Consider the following 25,476-nt stretch of genomic DNA (forward strand, 5'->3'; position numbering starts at 1 on the left):
CCTCCTCAGACAATCTTGGCGTTCATGGCCAGCGTATACTGGTCGGCCCGCGTCGTGAACTGAAGGTCCTTTCGGGCAGCCACGACGAGAACCTCATGGTGCAGCGGAATCAGGGCGACGTCGTTGAAGACGATGTCGCTGAGCTCCGAGAGCATCATTTCGCGTTTGGTGTCGTCCAGCGTCCGCTTCGCCACAGCCAGTTTGGCATCGAGATCGGGATTGGAGTAGCGGCCCGAATTGGCGATGCCCATACCGGCGTCCGGATTCTGCGTCGCGACCAGAGCTGTCATCGGGTTCGAGGTTTCGCCTGTGTTGACGCCCCAGGAGTCCAGATTGACGCTGAACTCATGGGCATCCGCCTTGTCGGCATAAACCGACCAGGGCATGACCTCGACGCTGACTTCCAGGCCGATGCGAGAGAACATCTGGGCCACGGCCTGCACGATCTTCGAATCGTTGACGATACGATCATTGGGCCCGTGGATCGTCAGGCGGAAGCCATCGGGGTAGCCGGCCTCGGCAAGCAGGGCCGTGGCTTTTGCAGCGTCGAATGGAACGGGTTTGATAGCAGCCGAGGTGCCCTGTGCGCCGGCGGGCAGAAACTGTGAAGCCACAATGGCATTGCCCTGCATCAAGCGCTCGACAATGGCGCTGCGGTCGATCGCCATGGACAGCGCCTGCCGCACACGCAGATCCTTCAGCGGGTTGCGGTCGAGCGGCTTGCCATCCTTGCCGCTGATGAAGGGCGTCACGTCCCTGAACGTGTCCAGCGAGAAGAAGACCACCCGGCTCGATACGCCGCGGACGATGTGAAAGCGCTCGTCTTGTTCGACGCGGGCAACACCCTCGTAGGGCACCTGTTCGACGAGATCGAGATCGCCGGCGAGCAGGTTGGCAAGCCGCGCGCCGGCATCGGTGACGATGCGGAGCTCGACGTCCGGCAAAGCAGGTCTCGGTCCCCAGTAGTTGGGATTGGCGGAAAGCGCGACACGGTTGCCGGAAACATATTCCTTCAGCACATAGGGGCCAGTTCCGATCGCCGCGGTGCCGTTGTTGAACTGATCACTCGGGGTATCCTTGAACTTGGCGCGGATGATGCGAATGCGACTGAGCGAATTGGGCAGAAGCGGCTCCGGCTGCTTGGTTTCGATGAGAAGCTTGCCGGTTTGGGGCGAGGTGATCGACTTGATGTTGCGCGTGTAGGTCCGGAACGACGCCGTGCTGTCGATGGTGTTGGCCCGGTCGAATGAGACGACGATGTCGTCTACGGTGAGCGGCTCACCGTCGCTGAAGCGCACGTCTGGGCGCAGGTCGAACTCCCAATGGGTGTCGTCGACCGCGCGCCAGGCCGTCGCCAGCCCTGGTCTGGAGATCGACTTTTCGTCGTTGGTGACAAGCGTGTCGTAGATATGGGTGGCAAGCGCGTTGTTCGGCGCATTGCTCTTCAGATGCGGGTCTAGCGTTGTCGGCGGAGCAGCCATGCCGATACGCAATTGGCCGGTTGCCGCTGCCTGGGCCAGCCCCGTCGAGCTAATGCCTTGCAAGACGGCGGCACCGCCGAGCGCCCATTGCATCAGCGCACGGCGCGATATTGTCCGGTTCATCATTGGTTTTCTCCGTGTCCACTCTGGATAGTTCCATCGGAGGAGTTCTTTTCCGCTGCCGCTTGCCATGATCGAGCCCAGCTTGGGATCCGCTGATGGTGCCGGCCTCCTTCCTGACAGCGAGTGAAACGAAAGCTTCACTATTTGTCAACATAGATAAACCATCGTTTCACTAGACGATACAAATTTTCTCGTTTAACCTCCTGCACGAGACGCTTTGGCGAGGAAGTGAGAAATGACCGATCAAGCAGATACCCGATACACGGTCGATTCCGTCGATCGCGCGATCAGTTTGTTGCAGACTGTGGCCGGCGAGGCAGATCTTGGCGTTTCCGAAATCGCGCGGCGTTCCGGCGACAGCAAGGCGCGCGCTTTCCGGCTTTTGCAGACGCTGGTGCGGCGCGGCTTGCTGGCGCGATCATCGGATGGAAAAGGCTATCGCCTCGGCCTCGCTGCATTGATGCTGGGCCACGCCGCCAGCGAACAGATGGACCTGATCCGCATAGCAAACCCTGTTCTGGAAGAACTCGGTCAGAAGATCGGCGAAACCACCCAGTTGCGGATCCGCGATGACCAGGAAAGCCTTTGCGTCGCCAAATGGGAGCCGAAGCGGGACCTTCGCGTCAATGCGATTGTCGGCCGGCGGCGTCCGCTACATGCCGGTTCGAGCAAGGCGTTCCTGGCCCATATGGGTGATGAGGAGCGCGAGGCCATTCTTTCCGGCCCGTTGAAGCGCTTCACCAAAAAAACGGTGACCGATCCTCGGCTTCTTAGGGGCGGGCTCGAGCAAATCCGCAAGGCGAAGTTTTTCGTCAGTCGCGGCGAGATCAACGACGATCTGATTTCGATCACCGCACCGGTGTTCGTGGCGCCGGGTAAGATAATCGCGGCGCTGAACATCGCTGCCCCGGAAAACCGGGTGCCGGAAGAGCGTATAAGCGAACTGGGCGACATGGTGGCCCGGGCCGCCCATCGTATTTCCGCCGCCCTTGGCTTCCGCTCGCCGGCTGCCAATGACATAGCGAGTTGAACTGGTGCCAAGCATCACACTGTCTCGGCAGATTGCGACGAGGGCTGTATCTCCGGAACGGTGAAAACCGGCACCTCACCCTTGAAGCCTTGGAGTTCGAAGGCGCCCGCCTGGACAACCGGCATCGATGCTCCTTGGGCAAATCCGGGACCAAGCACCAGGGGGATGCTCAGCTTTTTGGTCGTTGACTCGAGCCGTGCCGCGCGGTTCACCGGCGAGCCAATCGCGGTGTAATCGAAGCGCCGTTCGGAGCCGAAATTCCCTACGGAGCAGACGCCAGTCTCGATGGCGACGCCGATTTCGATGGAGGGATGCCCGCGCGCGACGAAACCGGCATTTTCGCGCTTCACCCGTTCGATCAGGGCAAGCCCCGCCTCGAGCGCGCGCTCGCGATGATCTGGCTGATCAAGCGGCGCGTTCCAGAAGGCTAGCACGGCATCGCCCATGAACTTGTCGATGGTCCCGTCGCGCTTGAGTATCTCATCGGTCGCAAGGCCGAGAAAGTGATTGACCACCTTTCCGATTTCCTGGGCACCGAGTTGTTCGCTCATCGTCGTGAAGCCGCGTATGTCACTCAGCAGGATTGTGATCTCGCGCTTCTCTCCGGACAGGATCGCTTCGGTATCCGAATTTGCCAGGCGCTGCACCACAGAGGGCGACAGAAATTGCGAAAACTGCCGCGCCAGGGTGGACCGGCGCTGCTCGCTGCGCCTGTAGAGGGCATAGCCTTCGAAGCCAGCTACGAGGATTGTCGCAAGCGCCGGCTGCAGTGGGTCATAGAGCGCACCCTGCAGGCTGTATTCGAGAGCGCCAAACACGAAGGGAGTGGCAGCCAGGAGCGCCAGAGCGAGGGCGCCAAGCATGACACGCTGGGCGAGAACTCCCGAAAGCCCGATGAAAACGATGCCACTGAGGGCCAACCACATCCGCTCCAGCGTACGCGCTTGCGTTGGCTCTACAAGATAACGCGCGGCAAGCATCTGGCCGATTGCATCAGCGTGGATGTCGACGCCTGGTCGCGCCGGACGCGCCGGGGTGGGCAGATACTGCGTCAATCCCACGGCTGACAGATCAACAATGGCGATCGCGTTCCGCAGCAGCGGATCGCCGCGACCCGAAAGGATATTACTGGCAGATATGCGCGGCGTATTGGTGTCGGTTTCCCAGAGGCGGATGCTGCCCTGCGGCTCAAGTGGCACAATGGTCCCGGCCATCCTGAGCGCGTCAAACCCGGCGACATTCATCCGAGCTACGTAGCCGTTCTCTCCGGCGTAGAGGCGCAGGAGTTCGAGCGCGAACGACGGCCAGAGCTGCACGCCTTGAGCCGTATTTCGGAGCCAGAGCAGCGGCACATGGCGTAGTACGCCGTCGGGATCGGGCAAAGTGCGAATTACGCCGAGGCCTGCAGCGGCGCTCGAGAAATCAGGAAGGGAGCCTGTCAGACCGGTGAAGCCAGGAAGCGTCTCGGGTACCTGCCCGACGATCGACCAGCCGGCTTTGGGCTCTGCTTCTGAAACCGTCACCTCGTTGCCCAGGCTGACGGCGAGCGCCGTTCGATTTTTCGCCAGTGCGCTGGCGAGGCGCTTGTCTCCAGCGATGCCATCAGGAGAGATATCAGCCTCGGGCAGCACCAGCGCAAGCCCGATCACCGCGGCACCGGACTCGGCGACACCATCGACCAGATCGGCCAAAAGGCCACGGTTCCAAGGCCATCGCCCATATGCCTTAAGGCTCGCGTCGTCTATCGAGACAATGACAACAGGATTGCTCGTCGCCTGGCGCGGGGCGAGGGACTGGTAGAGGTCGTACGTGCGCTCGCGCAGGCGCGACAGCGGCCCGTCGAAAGCAAAATGGCAAGCGAGCAGCAAGAGTACGACCGCAAGACCAGGTATTTTCCGCCTGGCAGCCCGCCGCCAATCAAGCGAGGGGCTCATGCCGCTCGGCCAGCCTTACCGGCAGTCGGGAAAGCAGTCATCATCCTCATCATCCACCCCACTGCCTACAGGGGGCGTTGGGCTGTCAGGGAACTCCATGGCCACGCCGGGCAATGCGCCGTCGGTGGACTTGCAGGCTTTGAGCGAATTGCCGAGTGCTGACGCACAAATCGCGCTTACGTTCAGCCCCGGACCCGGTTCGCCTGGCAGGCCGGTGCCGGCTATTCGATCGATGCTGTCCAAAATCGGGAACGCGTCGATACCGCCGTAGCCGGTCAGCAGTTTGTCATTGTCCGACGTGCAGGCGTGGCCCGGGTTTGTGATCACGAGCTTGCGACCATTCATCATGCAGGTCATGCGGCCGGCGCGCAGTATGCCGACGGTCTGACCAGCAATCACAAGCACCTCAATGATGCCACCTCTGGCTCCGAGCACCATGTGTGGCGTCGCAACTTGCATGTCGCCGCCTTTCGAAACCTGGCCGCCGTAGAAACGGGCCAGGCCGCTGTTCATCCTGATGTCGATCTTTCCTGATCGGGACCCCGGATTGTAGACGAATTCATCGATCGTCAGGCTGGTGTTCGGACCAATCTTGGCGCTCGACTCGTCCCGGAACACGAGCATTCCGAGACCGGTGATATTGCTGCGCAGCTGGTCGCCGAGTTCGACGCCAGCGCCGACGTTCATCGCCTCGCCGTGATTGCGGATAATGTTGGTCTGGTAGGCCGTCATGGACCCAACCGTTTCAGCGCCAGATGGTGCCGCAAAGGCAAGGCAGGCGATACAAGTGGCTATCTGACGATACAGGGTGTTCATCGCGGCCTCTTTCAGTTGAGCGTCAACGTGTAGCTCACGAGCAATTCGAATGAATTTCGGTCGCCGCTGGCGATCTCGAAGTCGGTTTCGCGATAGGCGAGGTCGACACTGACCTTCTGCCATTCAGTGAGCTGAAAATCGCTTTCCGAGGCAATGCGCCAGAAGTCGCTCTCTATGTTCGTGCCGATGCCGAAGGACAAGTCGGGAGTGTCGCTGTGGCCGGCCGAGACGGCGACCTGATGAGACCATACGAACAGGTCCGGAACTTCCATCAGCACGCCGCCGTAGCGGACCTCTCCCATATAGCTGCGGCCGATTTCGCCAGCTCCGGAGGCGAAGTCAGTCGAGCCGACCAGGCGCAGTCCGAGCGCCTGGCCATTGCGGAAGCGGTAGCTGCCGCCTGCCTCATAGAAGACCCTGCTATCGGCGAAGATGCCTTTCGAGCCGCTTAGATCGATGTAGCCTGCACCTGCAAAAAGCGTCGTCTCGACGGTGGGGCGCACGAGGAAGCGCCCACTTAGACCGACGCCGGTCTCGTGGATATCGCTGTCGAAGCGATCTGTAACAGCGAACGCGGAAAGCAGCAGCCGTAGCGAATCGATCCCGCTGTTGGGCAGTCCCTTGTCCAAGGTAATGGCGGCGTTCCCGTGGATAAAAGTCTCCTCATCTCCGGGAACCGAGAGGTCTTCTGTGAAAAAGCGCTCTGTCGCTGCCAGCGAGCCCGAGAGGACAAGCGCGTCAGAACTTGGCGAGCCGAGGTCCCATCGGACAAAACCTTCCGCCCGCCCATAGGGCGAGACCAAGGTGCGGTCGTCTTCGGCCCCGCCCGGCTCAAAAACGGTGGATGCGCTGAACATGCCGCCAGTCAGAGCGATTTCCCAGGTGACGCCACGTAACGCGCGCTCGATGCGGGCGAGCAGGCGAACGGCTTCCTGCTGCTCATCCGCGGACAGGTCCCCGACCTCGAGGCCGTACTGCGCCTGCCGCCGGGCCAATTCATAGGAGCCGACATGATAATACAACCGGCTGGCCGAGAGCCGGGCGCGCGCATCGCGAGGATGTTTAATGAGATACTGCTCGATCGACGAGATCGCCTGATCGTACTGCCCTGCGTTGACGGCAACTGTGACGAATTGAGCTAGCGCTCCGTTGTCGGTCGGATTGGCAATGCGGGCCGAAAACGCATCGTCATAGGCCGGATAGAGACCTTGTGCGCCGGCCGGCAATATGCCGGTACAAAGCAGCGCCGCGGCGAAGCCGAGGATCATTGAAAACGAGGAATGCATGCCGAGAACCCACCCCAACCCGACTAGTGCAGCGGATCTAGCACGCCTGCACGAAAAAAAGCGACAGAACTGTCAGGAAACCTCCGAGTCTTCAGCAGCTGTTGCAGCTGCGCAACAAACTATCGCGTTCATTCGCATTTCGCCTACGCTGGTCGGTCAAACACCTTCTCAGCGTTGCTTGGCTTCCAGCAAGTATTCTCTACAAACGGCAACTAAGTCAAATCATAATCAGCGGTGGATTGCGCAGCCGACAAGATCAATATTGTTTGCGCGATTCTCCACGTATCTGGTCGCCGCACGACGCATCAGGGCCACATGGAGCTCATCCGAAGGTCTTCCGCCGCGTTGCGCAAGCGCTCAGAGAGCTGGCGGGCGATGCTTCTCAGGACGGCCTGCGCGATGTGCGGCTTAGCCTTTGTTATCTTGTTGAACGCCGACGAGGTCACTTCATAGGCAACAACGTCCTCGTCCGCGATCACGTCCGTCGAGCGTGCCTACAGCACGAGCATGGTGGCCAGTCCCAGCATCAGGCCCATGCCTACAATATCGGTCACCGTCGTGAGGAAGATCGCGGAAGCCACGGCCGGATCGGCGCCGACCCGCCGCAGGCCCAACGGGATCAGCACGCCGGAGATCCCGGACATGAGGCACGATCCGGACATGGCGAGCAGGATCACAAGCGCCAGCATGGGCGCCTGGGATGCCGACTCCGGCTGCCGTGAAGCGTAGAACCACATGGCCGCAGCCGCCACCAGACCGACGAGCAAGCCGTTGGCGATCCCGAGCGCTCCCTCCCTCAGCACCAAGTGCAGCTTCGGTCGTTTGTCCACATCCCCTAAGGCGAGGCCACGCAGCGTAATAGCCAGCGCCTGACAGCCGGTGTTTCCGCTCTGTCCGGCCAACACCGGGAGGAACGCCGCCAACGCGACGATCTTCTCGATCGTGCCTGTGAACGAGCCGACCACGAAAGCGGCTATGAAGGCCGTCAGCAGGTTGAGCTGCAGCCACGGATGACGTTTCAAGAAGGCTGAAAACAGCGGAGTGAAAGAACGCTCCTCCTTCTGGACACCCACCATCTGGCCAGGCTGAGCAGAAATCTCGATGATTTGCTGCTCGAACAGCCGCCAGCCGCGAACCTGCCCGAGCAGCCGGTTCTCCGCGTCCACCACGGGATAGACAGGGTAGTGACGGCGTACCGCCGCCTTGCAGGCTTCGCTCAAAGGCATATCGACGTGAAGGGCGAACGGACTTGCCAGCATAATCTGATCCACCGTCGCGTCGGCCTCGCTCAGCATCAGATCGCGCAAGACCACTAGGCCAACCAGTCTATCGCCCTCGTCCGTGATGTAGAGGTAAGTCAACTCGGTCGGCACCTGCGCGCGCCTGACGGCCTCGACAGCGGCGGCTACCGTCGTCCCGACAGCAACGCTGGCGGGGATCGGATCCATCAGCTCAACGATGGCCTCGGGGATCGCGAGATCCTTGCCGTCGGTATGAGATTTGATGGGCCTCCTTTGCGAGGGAAAATGCTCCGCCACCTTCCGGGCGTGCCTATCCGGTAACAACTTTAGTGCGTCGCGGATGAACTCGGGAGACTCTCGGGCTAGCAATTCAGCCGCGTCGTCAGGGGCTCGAGCACGCAGCGTGCGCACCAACTTCTCAATGTCGTTCTCTTCCCTCATCTGTTCCCCCAACCTCTAATGTTGCGCCTCTGAGCTTATAGACCGGACCGTTTCGCTCTGCCCAGGCGCACGGTGGCCCAAGCGCCTCGATCCGGAATCTTCGCCTTCTCAGGGCGCCGAGTAGACCGACCCAGACTGAGCCATTGCGTGGGTGCATACAGGCGGGCTGTAACGTCAGCGTGTCGCCAAGAGAATTGACGTGTTGCCGAACTTCACCGTCGAATCCTGGCTCTGCGAGCACGTCGCAACTCATCAACGAAGTAAGGTCGGCAAATGGGCCGTCGCGGCCCTGCTCATTGGGGTGCGCTCAGCCCGACAGTTCGCGTGCCGGCCGCGATTCAACCTGGGAAGATGGTGAAGCCGCCATCGACGCGAATGACCTGCCCGTTGATGAAACGCGCGCGCGGACCGGCGAGGAAGGCCACCGCTTCGGCGATCTCTTCAGGCTCGGCATAGCGGTTCAGCGATTTCTTGCTCGAATCCATGCGCTCCGGATCGACGACGCGGCTCGCCTGGAACCGTGCCGTCTTGGTGGCGCCGGGGCTCACCGCATTGATGCGCACGCCATCGTCGATCAGTTCCTTGGCGAGGCAGCGCGTATAATGGACGACGGCCGCCTTGAGCGTGGAGTAGACCACCTCCGGCGAGCATCCGATATGCGCTGCCGCTGAGGCAATGTTGATCACCGAGCCTGAGCCGCGTTTGACCATGGGCGGAATGAACGCCTGGCAGACCAGCATCGTGCCGATGAGATTGTTCTCGGTCAGCACCTTGATGTCTTCATAGTCGATGTCGAGCGCGTTGTTGGGACTGGGCTTTACCCCCTTGGCGCCGATATCGCCGCCGGCGCAGTTGACCAGAACGTGCACATCGCCGAGCTCCGCTTCGATCTTCCTCTTCATTTCGGCAACGGCTTGCCTGTCACCGATGTTGCCCGTAACCGCGGTTACCCGTGTCCCATGCTTTTCCAAACCCCTGGCGGATTCGCCGAGGTCCGCGAATTCGCCATACTGCGATGGCCGGGTCCAATCGAGATCGTGGATGGCGACGTTTGCGCCGAGTTCGGCCAGGCGGGCGGCCATGACGCGGCCGAGGCCGCGTCCCGAGCCGGTCACGAAGGCAGTCAGGCCGCTGAGTTCTCGGGCAGTCATGCTGATTTCTCCATTGCAATGAAATCGAACTTCTTCATGTTGGCGGCGCTGCGCCGGATCATGTCGAGCTCATACGAAACCAGCGCGCCGTCATCGTCGCGCTCCCACGGCGTCCGGTAGTCGGCGTCGTCAGCAAGGCGGTTTACGCGCGCAGCACTCAGGCAGGCGGCGAACTCGCGCGCAGTCTTCGGCGCATACCCGTTCCACCAGTCGTCGCTGAGACAGCGAACGTGGCGGGCTTCCAGCGCGCCCGGCTCGAGCACGGCGGTCAGCGTGTCGTGATGCTCGGCGAGGATGGCTGCCAGTCCGGCGAAGGGCACGGCGCCGTCGCCGATTGCGCAGCGGACCAGACGATAGCCCTCATCGGTGAACTGCACGCGATAGTCCTTGAGGTGGACATGGCGGACGTGCGGTGCGATGCGCCGCGTGAAGGCAAGCGGCGCCTCGCCGACAGGGAAGGTGTTGCCGGTGTCGTAGGTGATGCCGACGCCCGGCCCACCGAGTTCGCAGAACGCGACCAGTTCGTCGCTGCCGAAGTCCTGATGGTTTTCGATGCCGAGCACCCGGCCCTCAGCCGCCGCACGCGGCCCCCATTCCGTCAAGGCAGCGCGGATCGTCGCGTCGAACTCGCTCCATTTCGGGCCCCACAGGTTGCGGTCGCCGCACAGGACGGGGGTCAGTGCGATACGGATCGTTGTCGCCTCGAGCAGGCGCGCCGCCCGAAACGCGCTGTCCAACGGACCGGCCACCAGAAGTCCGCCACTGACCACCGGGACGATGTCGAGCGCGGCCAGACGCCTGCGCAGGTCGACGATTTCGGGGTCTGGCAAGTCGGTCAACCACGGTTCGTAGATCTCGAGCGTGCGTGCGCCCAGTTCCTGCGCAAGCGCTATGAAGCCTCCCAGCCCCGTCCCGTCCGGATTATGCCGCGGCGTGCCGCGTCCCTGCAGGCCGAGAGTGTAGGTCAGTCCGTATGGGTTGAGGCCGAGACGAAACATCAGCTTGGCAGTTCCGTTGAACGATTTGGAAGCGATCGCATCAGCGCAGACCGGCATCGACGGCGATGGACTGCTTCGTGATCATGCGGCTGTCATCGGCGGCAAGGAAGAGCACGGTCCGCGCGATCTCCTCGCCCAGCAGGACGCGGCGGATCAGTTGCCGCTGCACCGTCTGGTCGATTGCGTCCTGGGTCTTGAACCACAGCTGGCGCTGCCGCTCGGTGATGACGGCGCCGGGTTCGACTGCATTGACGCGGATGTTGTCGGATCCAAACGACCGCGCCAATGCGCGCGTCAGCGCCACAACGGCACCCTTGGCGGTGGCATAGGCCACCATCTGGTCCGCGCCGAAACGCCAGGCGATGGAAGAGAAGTTTATGATCGAGCCGAAGCCGAGTTCCTTCATATGCGGATGCACCGCCTGCGCAGCGAAGAAGTGATGCCGGAGATTGACGTCGAAGCTGCGGTCCCAACATTCGACCGTCACCGTGTCAACGGGGTGGCGCTGATCATCGGCAGCGTTGTTTACCAGAACGGCGACCGGACCGAGCCTAGCGCGCACGTCTTCTACCGAAGCCTGCAGCGCATCAACGTCGGTCACATCACAATGGAGGTACAGGGGGGGCTGTTTGGCGACGCCACCGAGCTCGCGCACCAGCGCCTCCGCGGGTCCATCCTGCACATCGAGAAAGCATACGCGGGCGCCATTCGCCACGAAAGCGCGAACCATATCGGCGCCGATCCCGGAGGCGCCGCCGGAGATCAGCACGACGCGATCGGTCAAGCTCGGGTAAGTCGCGAATTGCACGGACATCAGATCACAGAAGTGCCCTGGTTGCTGGATCGAACAGACAGGCGCGCGACATGTCGATGCCGAGCGTTATCGTCTCGCCCATGACGGGAGCGTCATCCGGCTCGAAACGGCCGGTGATCTCCAGGTCGCCTAGCCTGAGGACGGCAAGCGTCTCGGCGCCGGTCGGCTCGACCAGTTCGACCGGCGCCTGCATGGACTCGACAGCAGGTTTGCGCGACTTCAGGTCCGCCGTGAAACGGTAGATGTGTTCGGGCCGAACACCGAGCACCACATCCTTTGGCGCACCGACAGGCAGTGGCGCGGCAAGGGCAAGAGTGGCGTCGCCGCCGTCAGCGGCGCGCACTGCGATGCTGGTTGAGCCGGTAAGCCGGGCGGGAATGAAATTCATCGCCGGCGATCCCATGAAACCGGCCACGAACATGTTGGTCGGCCGGTCATAGATCCGCTTCGGCGTGTCGAACTGCTGCACCGAGCCCTGGTTCATCACCGCAATGCGGGACGCGAGCGTCATCGCCTCGACCTGATCGTGAGTGACGTACACCGTCGTCTTGCCGACGCGATGGTGAAGCTTCTTGATTTCCGTGCGCATGTCGACGCGCAGCTTGGCGTCGAGATTGGACAGCGGCTCGTCGAACAAAAACAATTTTGGGTCGCGTACCAGGGCGCGCCCCATCGCAACGCGCTGCCGCTGGCCACCCGACAATTGCCCGGGCTTGCGGTTGAGCAACTGCTCGATCTGCAGCAGTACGGCAACCCGCTTTACGGCTTCCGCCTGCTCCGCTTTGGGCACGCCTCGGCTCTCCATGCCGAAGGTGATGTTCTGGCGCACCGTCATGGTCGGATAGAGGGCATAGGACTGGAACACCATCGCTATGTCGCGGTCCTTGGGCTGCACGGAGTTCACCAGCCGGTCGCCGATCCAGATCTCGCCCGAGGTGACGGTTTCCAGGCCGGCGATCATGGCGAGCAGGGTTGACTTGCCGCATCCCGACGGGCCGACGAGGGCGACGAACTCCCCGGTTCGCGCCTCGAGATTGATGCCGGCCAGAATCTCGAGCCCGCCATAGCTCTTGTGAAGGTCGCGGATCATCAGCGCGGACATGGGCGATGCCTCATTTGATGGCGCCCTGTGTCAGGCCGCGCACGAAGTATTTTCCACCGAACAGGTAGATCAGCAGCGGCGGCAGCGCGCCGATCAGCACGGCTGCGCTCATCACATCGTAAGCGCGTGCGGTCGTGCCGCCAGCAGTGAGCGCGACCAATGCCGCCGTAATCGGCTGCTGCTGGCCGGAAGTGAAGACGACGCCGAACAGATACTCGTTCCAGATACCGGTGAATTGCCAGATGACGGTGACGATCAAAATCGGCGGCGACAGGGGCAGGATGATCTTGCGAAAAATCCGCCAGAAGCCGGCGCCGTCGATGCGTGCCGCCTTGATAAGATCGTCGGGTATGCTGACGTAGAAGTTGCGGCAGAACAGGGTGGTGAACGAGATGCCCTGGACGACGTGTATTAGTACCAGCCCGTATGTCGAATTGGTCAGGCCGAGCTTGCCGAGCAGGAACGCCCACGGCATCAGCGAGATCTGGCCTGGCATGAAGACGCCGAGCAGCATCAGATTGAACAGAATTTCCGAGCCCTTGAAACGCCATTTCGACAGCACGTAGCCGTTCATGGCGCCGAGGAGCGTGGAGATGAGCGTTGCAGGGATCGTCATCCAGAGCGAATTGAAGAAATTGCGCTTCATGCCTTCGCAGGTGCCGCTGACGCAATAAGTGCCCCAAGCCTGCGCCCACGCGTCGAGGCGGAAGCTGCGCGGCAGCGAGAAGAGGCCGTTGCGGGCAATGTCGGACTGCTCCCGCAACGAGTTGAAGACGACGACCAGCAGCGGTGCAAGGTAGATGACGGCGAAAAGCGTCAGCACCGCATAGACAAGGAAGCGACCCCAGAAATATCGCCGCGTAGCCGCGGCCGCTTCGGGATTATGCCGGGCGTTGGTGACAATTTCAGCCATTGCGGCCCTCCGCCCGCCTGCGCCAAACGATCCACAAGGAATAGGGCACCAGCACAACCGCGAGGGCCGCGAGCATCATCATCGCCGCGGCGGCACCCTCGCCGATCTGCCCACGCTGGAACATCAGGTCGTAGACATAGATCGCCGGGAAGGTAGTCGACACACCTGGCCCACCCCGCGTCAACGCCGCCACCAGGTCGAAGGTCTTGATGGCGAACTGGATCTGGATGACCGCCACCGCCAGAAAAATCGGGGCGATCGTCGGCAGGATGACCTTCCGATAGGTTCGGGAAACCGACGCACCGTCGATCTGCGCTGCTTTGATGAGATCCGGATCGACCGATCGCAGGCCAGCCAGGAAAAGCGCCATTGCGAAGCCGGACGACTGCCAGATACCGGTTATGATCACCGCATAGATTGCGGTGTGGCGGTTGGCCGTCAGGGCGAAGCTGAAGTCGGTCCAGCCGAGCCCCCGCACAAAGGCCTGGATGCCGTCGACGGGATTATAGAGCCAACTCCACACCGTGCCGGTGACGATGAAGGAGACTGCCAGCGGATAGAGGAAGATGGTGCGCCAGACCGCCTCGCCGCGAACGCGCTGGTCGATCAGGATCGCCAGAAGCAGTCCGATGGCCATCGAGCCGACGATATAGAAGCCGCTGAACAGAAAAAGGTTGGTGTAGGCGATGTTCCAGCGCCGGTTCGCCCAGAGCGAAGCGTAATTGTCCAGACCGACGAAGCCATAGGTCGGCATCAGCGACGAACTGGAGAGCGAGAGATAGAGCGTCCAGAGCGTGAAGACGAAGACGTAGATGAAACTCGCCGCAAGCGACGGCGCCAGCACCAGGATGGGCACCATCGTGCCCAGGCGCTGTCGCCACGGGGTTGCGGTAGCCGCGACCGGTACGGTCAGGTCACGCGTTGACATCTTCTGCTCCGGCGAAGTCGGGGCCGGGCGACGCGCGACAAGCCATCATCGGCAGCGTCTTCACATCTGCGCTTCGGCCGCATCGGCCATCGCGCTGGCTGCGTCCTGAGCGGTCATGTCCGGCGTCGCCACGAATTCGGTGACGGTATCCATGATCGCGCCGCGCACCTTCTGCGGGATCGTCATGTTATGCGCCATCGAACGGACAAGCGTGCCGCCATCGATCGACGCCTGCAGGTCCTTCTGCGAAAGCTGCTGGCAGGGATTGAAGCCGTTCGAAAGATCGACGTCGAGACGGGCCGGGATCGAGCCCTTGGTTTGATTGAAAACCGTCTGGAACTCGGGCGACAGGATGGTGCTGGCGAGCAGTTTCTGCCCCTCGACGTATTCCGGATCCTTCTGCTGGAAGAACACGACCGAGTCGGAATTCAGGATGAAGCCCGGCTTGCCCCAATCGGTCGGCGCCTGGGCGCAGACATAGTCGGTGCCCTCCTTGAAGCCGCCGGCCGTGAGCAGGCCGAGCGTCCAGTCGCCCATGATGTGGAAGGCGGCCTCGCCGCGGCCGACCAGATGCGACATGCTATCCCAGTCGCGTCCGTTCATGCCGGGGTCCATATATTTCGTCGTCATGGTGCGGAACTGTTCGAAGGCCTTGACCATGCCGTCGCTGCGCATCGCCTCGACGTCACCCTCGACGAAGGCCTTCTTGAAGAGATCGAGATCCATTCCGTAGACGACGACCTCGAACACCGTCGAATCGGTCCAGTCGGCGGTCGAGTGCGAGATGCAGATCTTGCCCGATGCCACGACCTTGTCGCAGGCGGCGTTGAAGTCTGCCCATGTCTTCGGCACCTCGGCGACGCCTGCTTCCTGCATGACCTTCGGCGATGCCCACAGCCAGTTGATGCGATGGATATTCATCGGCGCCGCCACCCAGCTGCCGGTCGGCTTCATCACCGGCAGCAATTCGGGAGCGACGACCTTTTCCCAGTTTTCCGCCGTCGCCAGTTCGTCGAGATTGGCGGTCATGCCGGTCTCGTTCCATTCGGCGATCTCGGGTCCCTTGAGCTGCACCGCGGGGGGTGCATTGCCGGCGATCACGTCGGCGCGCAGTTTCGCCAGCGTGTTGGCCGTGTGGCCGGCGATGGAGGTCTGCTGCCAGGCGCCACCCTTGGCGGTAAACATCTCACCGAGCTTGGCAATAGCCTGGGCGTCCGATCCGGACGCCCATTGATGCAACAGGTTGGTCTTGGGCTCAGCGAACGCGGCTCCCGCAACAAGGGTGTACGCCGTAGCGGCCGCAACGGCCGTCCTCAGATATTCCATCGTTTCACTCCCATAGGTGATGCACGGTTCGTATCGACCGCTTGTGGACGCAATTCGAGTTCGTCGCAGAGGGAGATGCAGTATCTCCGTTCTTTCCAAGATGACATATTTGAGCTATCAGTCAACGTCCTTTGTGCTCATCATGAACAAACCTTCGCTTAGAAATTGGCTGATCGACAAGCCCTCCGCATCACCGGAGAGCCTGATCGTGCGGTGCCTGCAGGAGCGCGGCGTGCTTTCTGCCTCGCAAATCGCGCACATCACCGGTTTGGCGCGGTCGACAGTTTCAACCGCGCTCAATGGCTTGAGAAAGTCCGGAATGGTGATCGAATCCTCGGCCCACCATGACGGCGCCAGGGGCATTGGCAGGCCTGCCGCGACCTTGACGCTCAATCCCGCTGCGGGCACCTGTGTCGGAATCCACCTGGGCCTCGATGAGATGCGGTGCCTCATCGCCGACGTGTCGCATTCTGTCATCGCCGAACAAACTATCGCCATGGGCTTGGACTACCAGCCACAACAGGCGGCCGAGCTCGCCAAGTCAGCAATTGCCCAATGCTACGAAGAGAACGGTCTGCCGATGGCGGGGCTCCTGGGGGTTGGGGTTTCCGTCTCGGGCCCTGTCAGCCGCGAAGGCGTGGTGCAGCGTGCGAGTATTGTTCCGACCTGGGCTGGGGTCAACATCCGCGATGTGTTCGGGCCGGTTCTCGAACAGCCGATTTTCGCCGATAACGAGAGCAACTGCTCAGCCATTGCCGAGCTGATGTGGGGCGCGGCCGTCGGCCAAGACGATTTCGTGCTGTTCAAGATCGATCTCGGCGTCGGCGGGGCCATAGTCCAGCATGGCCGGCTGGTCACGGGCATCGCCGGCGGCGCCGGCGAATTCGGGCATATCAGCATCGATCCAGGCGGCGATCTTTGCCGGTGCGGCAATCGCGGATGCCTGGAGCTTTATGCGAGTTTTGCCCGGCCGCTGCAGCAGATTGCGCGCATCGCGCGGCGGCCGGTGACGATGGACGAGGTGATCATGATGGCCGAACAGGGCGACGTCGGGGCGCTGCGGATGATCGAGGACACTGCGGACTTCGCCGGCCGCGGTCTTGGTCTGATCGGCTCGGTGATCAACCCGCCGCTCATCATCATCGGTGGCCGCATGGCTTTGGCAGGCGACATTCTCCTGGCACCGCTGATCGCGTCATATGAACGCCACACTCTCATCAAGTCCCGCGATGTCGCGCCCGCACTGCGCACGCGGATAATCGTTGGCAAGCACACGCAGAACGATGCCTTGCTCGGCGCGGTCGGCCTGGTGCTGCGCCACAACAGCCGGCTGCAATGATTTGACTTTTCGCCGAGTGGGCCGTTTCCCCAGGGCGATCGCTCGCGAAGGTCGCTGAACGCATGGACGCAGCTGGGCGCCCATTGCGGCTCAGCGCCCCGGGTGTCAGTCTCGCGATATGGATAGCCCTGCGAGAAGCGGAGCGTACGCGGCGAGCCTGCGGGATACGAACTCGGTGAAGAGCCGCACGCGCTTCGTCTTGCGTGTCTCCCCCTGTGTGAGAAGCCAGAGCGTTCCGTATATGTGCGGGTCGGTGCCCGGCACCCTCGCCAGCAGGGGGTCGGCATCTCCGACGAAACACGGCAGTCTCGTGATCCCGATCCCTTGCCGTGCTGCAACGATCTGCGCCTCGGCGTCCGGGGCCCTGAACGGAACCCCTGTGGTACGAACCTCACCCTCGTGGGCCCAAGTCGGGATGCCATGAATGTTTACGACGATCCACCGGATGGGATCAGGCGCGCCCGCACGCCACTCGGCTAGTCGTTCGCAGGACATGTAGACGCCGCCGAACAGCTCCGGTCCCATCAGGCCGTGAAGATTGAGCGGCAGGGTCTTGCGGTCGGAGACGATGCGGATCGCGACGTCCGCCTCTCGGTTGGTCAGATTTGCCACCTCGCCGGACGACAAGATTTCCATCTCGATGTCAGGATGCAGACGCGCGAAATCGGCGAAGTCCGGCATGAGCAGGTGTGTTGCGAGGAACGGTGGCAGCGTCACCCGCAGAAGCCCGCGCGCGCTCTGGTCGCGCCCGAAGACGCGCGTCTCCAGCAGGTGCGACGACGCTTCCATCTGGTCCGCGAACTCGAGGACCTCCTCGCCTGCTGCCGTCAGGCGGTAGCCCGAAGGCAGCTTTTCGAACATGTGCACCCCGAGGCGTTCCTCGAGTTGGGCTATGCGTCGCAGCACGGTCGAGTGGTTCACACCGACGCGCTCGGCGGCAGCCCGCACCGAGCCTCCGCGCGCGACAGCAAGAAAGTAGCGAACGTCATCCCAGTCGATCATGGTGCAATCCCGCACCGCGGGGTGCGCCTTCCAAAGCCCGTATCTAACACATCGAACAGCATCTCGTTGTTGGTAACACAGCCGGTTATCATAGCCTATGCCAACAAGCGCGGCCCAACTCCGAACAGCAGACACCGATCGTCGCGGGTGGCGTCAGTCGTCCAGCCGGATCGATTTCGCACCACCGATGTGCGCGCTTCCGCACTCAACAACTGCCGCCGGCGGACCCATTTCGAGGTTCTCGGCGGCAGATGCTGTCCGACACCACGAAAGGAGAAGTCATGGGAAAGCTCGAGGGTAAGGTTGCAGTCATCACGGGTGGATCGAGCGGCATGGCGCTGGCGAGCGCCAAGCGGTTCGTTGAAGAAGGCGCCTATGTTTTCATCACGGGCCGTCGGCAGGAGCCGCTGGACGAGGCCGTCAAGCTGATCGGCCGGAACGTAACCGGCGTGCGCGGCGACGCGTCCAATCTCGACGACCTCGACCGCCTGTTCGATACAGTCAAGCGGGAAAAGGGCAAGATCGACGTCCTGTACGCGAGCGCCGGCATCGGCGAAGCCGTCCCACTGGGCGAGATTACCGAGCAGCATTTCGATGCGACCTTCGGCCTGAATACGCGCGGCACGCTGTTCACGGTGCAAAAGGCGTTGCCGCTGTTCAACGATGGCGGGTCGATCTTCATGACCGGATCAGTTGCTTCGCTGAAAGGTTTTCCTGGTTACAGCGTGTATGCGGCGAGCAAGGCGGCGCTGCACGCGTTCGCACGCGGGTGGCTCAACGAGCTGAAGGGCAGGAATATCCGGGTGAACGTGCTGCACCCGGGGCCGATCGCCACACCGATGCAGGACCAAGTTCTCACCGAGGAGGCGAAGCAGATGTTCGAATCCCTGATCCCGCGGGGCAAGATGGGGCGTCCTGAGGAAATTGCCACGGCCGCGCTGTTTCTTGCTTCAGACGATTCGAGCTTCGTGAATGGGCTGGAGTTGTCTGTCGACGGAGGCTTCTCGGCCATCTGAAATCGCGCCGGATCGCGGCAAGTGGCTGATCGGCGGGAATTAGCAGAGTCCATGGTGGAACGACTTCCGCGCTGAACGTTCGGCTCGGCCGCGCGGAAGTCGTTCACGACGGGACGCCTACGCGAAGGGTCGCCACGCAGCCAAAGGATAACCCAGCGCCGTTGAAGGCCGGGCAATCAATCAACACGGATCGGAGAAGTATTATGAGCTATGCTATTGTAGGATTCGGTAAGATAGGCCAGGCCCTCGCCCACGCCTTCGCCCGTAAAAACATCAACGTGACCGTCGCGAGCCGCCGGCCGCCCGAGGCGTTGGCGCCGCAGGCTCGGGCGATCGGACCCACGGTCGTCGCCAAGTCGCTGCGGGATGCGCTCGAGGCCGACACAATCATCTTGGCGGTCCCGTTCGGGGAGCACCGCGAAGTTGCGAAAGCTCTGCCGAGCTGGAAAGGCAAGACGGTCATCGACGCGATGAACGCGTTTCCAGTCCCTGAAGAGTTGGACGGTGTCCCGTCCTCCGCCTTGGTCGCGAAGGCGTTCACCGGCGCCAAATTCGTGAAAGGGTTCAATCACCTGGTTGCGGCCACCCTGGCTGCCGATCCGATCGTCGAGGGTGGCCACCGGGTCGTCTTTCTGTCGAGCGACGACGAGGACGCGACCGTTCCCGTGGCGGCCTTGGCCAAACAACTCGGGTTCGCACCCGTCAAGCTGGGAAAGCTCAACGAGGGTGGCGCGCTGGTGCACGCACGCGGCCGCACCTGGGGCCAGCTGATCTTCCAGGATTTGTTCAAGAAGGAGCGGTAATCGATCTACGACCGTGTGATCGACGCCGAGAACTGGTCGCGCGCGCTAACTTCTTTCCCGGCGCTCAGTTCGTGAAGGGCTTCAACTACCTGCCCGCAGGCATCTTGGCTGAAGATCCGGCCATCACGGGCGGACGACCGGTAGTATTCCTGTCGAGCGATGACGAGAGCACGACTGCCACGGTCGCCGCCCTGGTCGATCGGCTCGGCTACGCGCCGGTTAACCTCGGCAAGATCGCGGAAGGCGGTCAGCTCGTGCAGGCGCGGGACAAGAGCTGGGCACCATTGATCTTCCAGGACCTGTTCAAAAAGGACAAATGAACCATGTACGATCATGTAATCTGGCCTGAGCGGTATGACCCCAGAACGTCGGCCATCTATGCGCTGAACGACATCGACATTAAGGCGCCGCCTGAAAAGGTCTGGAAGCTGCTCGTCAATGCCGAAAATTGGCTGAGCTACTTTCCTGCCGAAGATCAGGTCAAGATCTTGACAGGTGAGGCGGAACTGGCGCTGGGAACCAGGTACAGTCGAGTCACCGTCGGATTCCCGATGAGCCTTATCGTGACCGAGTTCGAGCCCTTGCGCCGGCTCGCTTGGGCGACGACAGTCGACGGCGATGAGACCGGCTCGAGCGCATATCACGGCTGGGTTATCACGCCGACCAACGATGGCTGCCATGTCCTGACCGAGGAGACGCAACAGGGAGCCTGGTTTCTGGACTTGCTCGGGCACAAGCATCCCGGCGCGCTCTACCGCTATCACCAGGAGTGGGTCGAAAGCCTCGCCCGCGCAGCGGAGGCTGAAGCAGCAAAGAAAGCGAGCTGACGCCCCCGTCCTGGCGCTGTCCACGCTTCAACGCTGCCCAACGCTGCCTTCGTCCGGGTGCTGCCGGTACTCGACGGGCGACAATCTGCGCTTCCAGCCTGGATCAGTGGATCGATCGCCTTGTTCACCTATAATTTGGAGATGAAATAACATGAATATCGAACTCAAGGGCCGCAAGGCGATCGTTACGGGGTCAACGGCAGGCATCGGCCGTGCTACCGCGGAGGGACTGGCCCGTGCCGGCGCATCGGTCGTCATCAACGGCCGTGGAGAAGCCCGGATTGACGAGGCGGTGCGGCAGATGCGACACGCCTTTCCCGGAAGCGAGATCTCGGGTATCGCCGCCGATCTCGCGACAGCGGAGGGTGCCGAGTCCTTGATCGCGCAGGCGCCGGACGCCGATATCCTTGTGAACAACGTTGGCACGGCTCACATCAGGGGCTACAGCGGCGTCGAGGACATCGCGAAGATCTCCGACGAGGACTGGCTTGGCCTCTTCCAGTTGAACGTAATGAGTGGCGTGCGCGTGACCCGTCATTACCTGCCGCGGATGGTGGCGAAAGGCTGGGGCCGCGTCGTGTTTGTAAGTAGCGAGTCCGCAGTCAACATCCCCAAGGAAATGCTTGACTACTGCATGACCAAGACAGCTCAACTCGCGGTGTCGCGCGGACTTGCCGAGGCGGTCGCGGGCACAGGCGTCACCGTCAACGCCGTCCTGCCGGGACCTACCCGCTCTGAGATCCTGGGCGACTTCATGGCGAAGCAGGCGGACGCAAACGGGATCACGCAGGAGGAAGCCGAGCAGGGCTTCCTGAAGGCGATGCGTCCGACCACCCTCATCCAACGCTTCGCGATCACCGATGAGGTGGCAAACATGATCATCTACGCATGCTCGGAGCAGGCTTCGGCGACAACCGGCGCAGCTCTGCGGGTGGATGGCGGCGTGGTCCGTTTCGTCGCCTGATTAAGGGGCAGAATGGACCGCGAGTGGATTGCCGAGACAAGGAAGACGGTATCAGCCGACGCGCTCGACTCGATCTTTTTCGTCTGCCCGGAGCTATCTGGGGTGGAATTTATCCAATGTCGTTTGCGGGACTCGTTCTCTTGGAGCGAGGTTCGCTGACTAAGCTAACCAGCAGACGGGCGGACTATCGGCAACTATCGACGGGAGCAGTTCGCCGAGAGTCTTCCGTGCCATGCTCAGGTATCGACAGTACTCCCCTTCACTCCCACTCGATGATCAATTAGGTCTATAACTTCTTGTTTTGATTGATAAAATCTTATCATCTTTCCAAGGAATGCCGTCAAGAATACCGTCAGATTCCTAGGCTGTTGAAAAGACTAAAACAATGTGGTCGCCGTCGCGGTATGCACACTTTTGACTGCATTATTTACGACTGCCATTCGGCGAGGTCAAAGCCGGAGTTCACAGACCATAAGGCAAGGACGGTCTTGCTCATGCTCGACAGCCCTAGGTCGAGTAGACGGGAATGGGCTGGCAGGAGATGGGTGTCGTGTCGAATCCTGTCGATCCTCGATCGACCAAAGCTTCGCATTCTCATCTGCTGTGACATTGTGTGGGCACACCTTTTTGAGGTCGTTCATTGGCAAGTCTTTGATGCTTGAAATTCTTCGGTGCTAGCAACATCATGTAATACGCTGGCAGGTTGACGACAAATCTCCTGTTCGATGGAGCTTGTCGTGCATTTTTTTGGATGAATCACCGTGCTAGCGTGGACACATAGGCCCAATGTTCCTCTGTCCTTCAACGTTTCCGCTTCGGAAGACGACCCAAGAAAGGCTTTCTCGGCAGTACTTTCGCGTACTGAAGTACGGAAAAACTAGAATGCCTCTCCATCTGGTCGGGGAAACGATCGAGAAGACACGCAGAGACGGGCAAACTGGTGAAGCTGATGCGCGGAATCTACGTCGATGCCGATGATGACATCGACACGGTGCTCCTCCGACACGCTGTTCGCATGTCCCAATATCTATACCCGCGTGCTATCTCTCTGCAGCCATTTCCGTGCTGCTCGGCCCAACGCGCGACGGTCGCCTCTTCCTAAGCGGTCGACGTAAGCAGCCGACCCGGCTCCGTTTCACTCAAGACCATTCAGAACGAAGGCCCGCCAACCCCTCTGTCGCACAAGCAGTGATCAACGACATTGTGAACGAGTTCCGGATGGCAGTCTCTCCCTTGCACCAGCGATTCCTCGAGGCCTTTCGGCTACGCAGAGAGCATGCAGCGTCAATGGACGACGCCATGCGGGAGGCGATCGCGAAAAGGCTTATAGAGGAATACAGCAGCGCGAAGGGAGCGGCAGACGCGGTGTGGACGCTTGCGCGCGAAAACCAACGTATCGCGAAGGCCAACAGGCCGAAGGCTACTGTGCTCCGTCGCCGCGGTCGTCCCGGTGCGCAACGAAGCTGCGATGGATCTGATCGTGGCCTGGCCATTGCCGGCGACTATATGCATATCACCGTCGCCGAGGTCCGTTGGGTTCGCCAGCGCGGACGCGTTCGTTGGCGGGATGTCGCCGAAGGGGCCTATCGGCGCGAGCAGGTCGTCACAATTCAGACGCTTGTCATTGATCGTCTGCCGGCGTCGGTTCGCTCCGCGATGTTTCCTGCGGATGGTTATTGCGAAATCCGGCCGACCGGGCGCGAGTCGCCGCGTGAGCTTGGATTTCCCCGCAATGTTGGGATCCGTAAACTTGAAGATCGCCTCCTCGACCTTGCACACGCGCAACGACTGCGTTTGGTCGCGCAGCGGATCGATCCCGCGCTGACCCGCTTGCTTGCCGGGCACAACTCGGTTCGCGCGCGCGATCGTCTGCATCAGAGTGTGGTTCTTCATTGGCTTGTCGAGATAGATCGTCGAGCAGGTTGGCACGTCGAAGCCGGTGATCCACATGGCGCAGACGAAGACCAGTCTCGACCTCCCCACCTCCTGGAGCATGGCTTCAAGCGGAACCGACGAGTTCACCGCCCGGATGCAGGAGGCCATCAACGGGATGATGCTGGACATGATCGCCGCGATTGCCCGCAAGGACTATGACGACAGGCGGCGGCGGCAGGCCCAGGGTATCCAGAAGGCCAAGCAGGAAGGGCGCTACCGGGAGCGGCCTGAGGACCAGAAGCGCAATGCGGCCATAGTGAAGATGCTCAAGGCGGGCCAGTCCTGGAACAACATCGTGGCCGCAACCGGGGCCTCCAGGAGCACCTTGCCTAGGCTGGCGAAGCGGAGCCATTTAGCGCTCCCCTCGCCACGTCATACGTAAACAGGTGGTCCGTACCGTCTGCCCTACGCACTTCAACCGCTGGACAAGGATAGCCCCGCCAGCGCGTGCTCATGTCGGTCTGAGGTACCGCCACCGGGCAGCCTCTCGGCGTCTGGCGGTCGTCTCGCTCGGGCCTGTGTCGTGAAACCGAAGGGGCACGGGGGATGCCACGCATGAGCCTGTTATCCGATGGGTCGTAAGAAAATTTGGCCCGGATATTCCGATCCCTCCTTTTGACCCCGTTGAACCCGCTCACCCGAATTGTCTATCCGAGCTAGCCCAAGCGGCCGATTTGGGGGCGATCTTTATCGGCTACTAATGACCTGTCGCTTGACGCTGGGGTAGATTGGGTGGGCACGCGCGTCAGGCCGGAGTGTAGGCTGGGGTACGGAAGTCGCAATCTTTGAAGGCCCGTCCCCGGCCGCACTCTTGAGACACCCGCCCGGGTGGCCTTGGGGGCGGCACTAGCCGGTGTAAGACTGACAGGGTGCCCAAGGCTCCGCTGTCTGGTCCTGTCATCGCTCAGTCACTATTTAGTTGTGCTGCCACTGCACCCTGCGAAGGCAGCTCAAAGCAGCGGGGACTAACCCCAAGCCCCCCACCCGGTCCCCGCTGCTCATTTACCGACTACCGTCGCAATGACGTCAAGGCCCGCGTGACCACCTACAACATCGCAGCACACGCCAGAACCCGGCATGATCGTCAAGGCTTTCCGGTGCCGTTGCGGCTCAACGCGCTGCGTTCACGGCGGAATTCGTGAAGGGAGAGATTCGCGCGGCAGGCGCACTGGACGGGCGCGCCATCTTGTCTATCTAACCGCCGACGCAAACCTCACCACGGAAACAATCCACCTCGATCACGAAATCCCAAACATCGTCCTCAAAACGAGCATTCCTCTCGACCTGCTGTTCGGAACCTACCTCGGCCATTAATTTCACATAATTTCACATTCCAAACAGAGACGAAAGTTGGCCCAGAGCTTACGGCCGAAACGCTAGCTTAGGCAGTTGGATGCACCGTAACGGGGGCGAGGCTTCCGCGCCGATTCCAAATCCTTTGCTCTTCGGCCGTCCCCTCGTCCGTCTTGACTAGTACGAGCCCACAGCCTATTTCAGCGCCACGTTAGCACTCTCCACTGGCGAGTGCTAACCACGCTCCGGCAACGGAGAACCTTTCAACCTCCGCACCAGGGATATCCAAAATGGCAAAGTCGAATTTCCGGCCGCTGCATGACCGCGTGGTCGTTCGTCGGGTCGAATCCGAATCCAAGACCTCAGGCGGCATCATCATCCCCGATACGGCTAAGGAAAAGCCGCAGGAAGGCGACATCATCGCCGTTGGTTCCGGCGCCCGCGACGAGGCCGGCAAGCTCGTCCCGCTGGACGTCAAGGCCGGCGATCGCATCCTGTTCGGCAAGTGGTCGGGCACCGAAGTCAAGCTCAATGGCGAAGACCTTCTGATCATGAAGGAATCCGACATCATGGGCATCATCGGCTGAATATCGGCCTCACCATCACTTAAATCCCAGGGCTCAATTCAAGCCCCTGCCAGGAGCTAAAAATGGCTGCCAAAGACGTAAAATTTTCTCGCGATGCCCGTGAGCGCATGCTGCGCGGCGTCAACA

Annotated in this window: 22 protein-coding genes and 3 pseudogenes; 10 read left to right on the forward strand and 15 right to left on the reverse strand. The window is 61.5% G+C overall.

All coding sequences use genetic code 11. From position 1 onward, the window contains the following. Positions 1-5: 5 nt before the first annotated feature. The gene (locus AC0L2A_RS20550; protein ID WP_473610360.1) at positions 6-1,607 is read right to left on the reverse strand and encodes an ABC transporter substrate-binding protein; all 1,602 of its coding nucleotides are present in this window, start codon (positions 1,605-1,607) and stop codon (positions 6-8) included. A 232-nt stretch (positions 1,608-1,839) separates the two neighbouring features. Here AC0L2A_RS20550 and AC0L2A_RS20555 point away from each other — a divergent pair, with 232 nt between their 5' ends. After that, positions 1,840-2,634 carry an IclR family transcriptional regulator gene (locus AC0L2A_RS20555; RefSeq protein ID WP_091597394.1) on the forward strand — a complete coding sequence of 265 codons (795 nt, stop codon included), beginning with the start codon at positions 1,840-1,842 and terminating at the stop codon, positions 2,632-2,634. 14 nt (positions 2,635-2,648) lie between these two features. On the opposite strand, the gene AC0L2A_RS20560 is transcribed toward AC0L2A_RS20555, so the two are convergent. The 12 genes from AC0L2A_RS20560 to AC0L2A_RS20615 form a co-directional block, all read right to left on the reverse strand. Continuing rightward, positions 2,649-4,568 carry a CHASE2 domain-containing protein gene (locus AC0L2A_RS20560; protein WP_473610362.1) on the reverse strand — a complete coding sequence of 640 codons (1,920 nt, stop codon included), beginning with the start codon at positions 4,566-4,568 and terminating at the stop codon, positions 2,649-2,651. A gap of 15 nt (positions 4,569-4,583) precedes the next feature. Next, complete coding sequence (locus tag AC0L2A_RS20565; RefSeq protein WP_473610363.1) at positions 4,584-5,384, reverse strand: FecR family protein; 801 nt, start codon at positions 5,382-5,384, stop codon at positions 4,584-4,586. An 11-nt stretch (positions 5,385-5,395) separates the two neighbouring features. After that, positions 5,396-6,670: a tetratricopeptide repeat protein gene (locus AC0L2A_RS20570; RefSeq protein ID WP_473584356.1), complete on the reverse strand. Its 1,275-nt coding sequence runs from the start codon at positions 6,668-6,670 to the stop codon at positions 5,396-5,398. 305 nt (positions 6,671-6,975) lie between these two features. Then, complete coding sequence (locus AC0L2A_RS20575; protein WP_167366518.1) at positions 6,976-7,149, reverse strand: cyclic nucleotide-binding domain-containing protein; 174 nt, start codon at positions 7,147-7,149, stop codon at positions 6,976-6,978. 15 nt (positions 7,150-7,164) lie between these two features. Beyond that, positions 7,165-8,352 (reverse strand): magnesium transporter, encoded by a 1,188-nt coding sequence (locus AC0L2A_RS20580; protein WP_287049305.1) that lies wholly within the window; start codon positions 8,350-8,352, stop codon positions 7,165-7,167. A gap of 338 nt (positions 8,353-8,690) precedes the next feature. Then, positions 8,691-9,503 carry an SDR family NAD(P)-dependent oxidoreductase gene (locus AC0L2A_RS20585; protein ID WP_473493074.1) on the reverse strand — a complete coding sequence of 271 codons (813 nt, stop codon included), beginning with the start codon at positions 9,501-9,503 and terminating at the stop codon, positions 8,691-8,693. Further along, positions 9,500-10,501 carry a sugar phosphate isomerase/epimerase family protein gene (locus tag AC0L2A_RS20590; RefSeq protein ID WP_091597531.1) on the reverse strand — a complete coding sequence of 334 codons (1,002 nt, stop codon included), beginning with the start codon at positions 10,499-10,501 and terminating at the stop codon, positions 9,500-9,502. The genes AC0L2A_RS20585 and AC0L2A_RS20590 overlap by 4 nt, the downstream gene beginning before the upstream one ends. A gap of 40 nt (positions 10,502-10,541) precedes the next feature. Further along, positions 10,542-11,315: an SDR family NAD(P)-dependent oxidoreductase gene (locus AC0L2A_RS20595; protein WP_473610365.1), complete on the reverse strand. Its 774-nt coding sequence runs from the start codon at positions 11,313-11,315 to the stop codon at positions 10,542-10,544. A 4-nt stretch (positions 11,316-11,319) separates the two neighbouring features. After that, positions 11,320-12,417 (reverse strand): ABC transporter ATP-binding protein, encoded by a 1,098-nt coding sequence (locus AC0L2A_RS20600; protein WP_473610366.1) that lies wholly within the window; start codon positions 12,415-12,417, stop codon positions 11,320-11,322. A 10-nt stretch (positions 12,418-12,427) separates the two neighbouring features. Next, positions 12,428-13,330, reverse strand: coding sequence for a carbohydrate ABC transporter permease (locus tag AC0L2A_RS20605; protein WP_473610367.1), 903 nt, complete (start codon positions 13,328-13,330; stop codon positions 12,428-12,430). Next, positions 13,323-14,258, reverse strand: coding sequence for a carbohydrate ABC transporter permease (locus AC0L2A_RS20610; RefSeq protein ID WP_473610369.1), 936 nt, complete (start codon positions 14,256-14,258; stop codon positions 13,323-13,325). The genes AC0L2A_RS20605 and AC0L2A_RS20610 overlap by 8 nt, the downstream gene beginning before the upstream one ends. A 60-nt stretch (positions 14,259-14,318) precedes the next feature. Then, entirely contained in the window at positions 14,319-15,584 is a 1,266-nt protein-coding gene (locus tag AC0L2A_RS20615) for an ABC transporter substrate-binding protein (protein WP_473518464.1), read from the reverse strand. A gap of 142 nt (positions 15,585-15,726) precedes the next feature. On the opposite strand from AC0L2A_RS20615, the gene AC0L2A_RS20620 reads away from it, so the two are divergent. Next, complete coding sequence (locus AC0L2A_RS20620; protein ID WP_473610370.1) at positions 15,727-16,923, forward strand: ROK family transcriptional regulator; 1,197 nt, start codon at positions 15,727-15,729, stop codon at positions 16,921-16,923. Between the two features lie 105 nt (positions 16,924-17,028). Here the strand turns inward: AC0L2A_RS20620 and AC0L2A_RS20625 are convergent, their stop codons facing one another. Continuing rightward, positions 17,029-17,925 carry a LysR family transcriptional regulator gene (locus AC0L2A_RS20625; protein ID WP_473610371.1) on the reverse strand — a complete coding sequence of 299 codons (897 nt, stop codon included), beginning with the start codon at positions 17,923-17,925 and terminating at the stop codon, positions 17,029-17,031. Between the two features lie 281 nt (positions 17,926-18,206). On the opposite strand from AC0L2A_RS20625, the gene AC0L2A_RS20630 reads away from it, so the two are divergent. From AC0L2A_RS20630 to AC0L2A_RS20650, 5 genes and pseudogenes are all read left to right on the forward strand, one after another. Then, complete coding sequence (locus tag AC0L2A_RS20630) at positions 18,207-18,941, forward strand: SDR family NAD(P)-dependent oxidoreductase (RefSeq protein WP_473518462.1); 735 nt, start codon at positions 18,207-18,209, stop codon at positions 18,939-18,941. 203 nt (positions 18,942-19,144) lie between these two features. Further along, complete coding sequence (locus tag AC0L2A_RS20635; RefSeq protein WP_473610373.1) at positions 19,145-19,744, forward strand: NADPH-dependent F420 reductase; 600 nt, start codon at positions 19,145-19,147, stop codon at positions 19,742-19,744. 44 nt (positions 19,745-19,788) lie between these two features. Further along, positions 19,789-20,064, forward strand: a pseudogene (locus tag AC0L2A_RS20640) (NAD(P)-binding domain-containing protein); the annotation flags it as partial. Positions 20,065-20,067: 3 nt separating this feature from the next. Beyond that, positions 20,068-20,571, forward strand: coding sequence for an SRPBCC domain-containing protein (locus AC0L2A_RS20645; RefSeq protein ID WP_473610374.1), 504 nt, complete (start codon positions 20,068-20,070; stop codon positions 20,569-20,571). A 151-nt stretch (positions 20,572-20,722) separates the two neighbouring features. Continuing rightward, entirely contained in the window at positions 20,723-21,535 is an 813-nt protein-coding gene (locus AC0L2A_RS20650) for an SDR family NAD(P)-dependent oxidoreductase (RefSeq protein ID WP_473610375.1), read from the forward strand. A 1,824-nt stretch (positions 21,536-23,359) separates the two neighbouring features. On the opposite strand, the pseudogene AC0L2A_RS20655 reads toward AC0L2A_RS20650, so the two are convergent. Further along, positions 23,360-23,506 (reverse strand): annotated as a pseudogene (locus AC0L2A_RS20655) (type I restriction enzyme subunit R domain-containing protein); the annotation flags it as partial. Here AC0L2A_RS20655 and AC0L2A_RS20660 point away from each other — a divergent pair. The 3 genes and pseudogenes from AC0L2A_RS20660 to groES form a co-directional block, all read left to right on the forward strand. Beyond that, positions 23,502-23,852 (forward strand): annotated as a pseudogene (locus AC0L2A_RS20660) (recombinase family protein); the annotation flags it as partial. The pseudogenes AC0L2A_RS20655 and AC0L2A_RS20660 overlap by 5 nt on opposite strands. A 695-nt stretch (positions 23,853-24,547) precedes the next feature. Continuing rightward, entirely contained in the window at positions 24,548-24,784 is a 237-nt protein-coding gene (locus AC0L2A_RS20665) for a hypothetical protein (RefSeq protein WP_473610377.1), read from the forward strand. A 269-nt stretch (positions 24,785-25,053) separates the two neighbouring features. After that, positions 25,054-25,350, forward strand: coding sequence for a co-chaperone GroES (gene groES / locus AC0L2A_RS20670; RefSeq protein WP_008871949.1), 297 nt, complete (start codon positions 25,054-25,056; stop codon positions 25,348-25,350). Positions 25,351-25,476: the final 126 nt, after the last annotated feature.

This window comes from Mesorhizobium sp. WSM4844 (assembly GCF_055811775.1).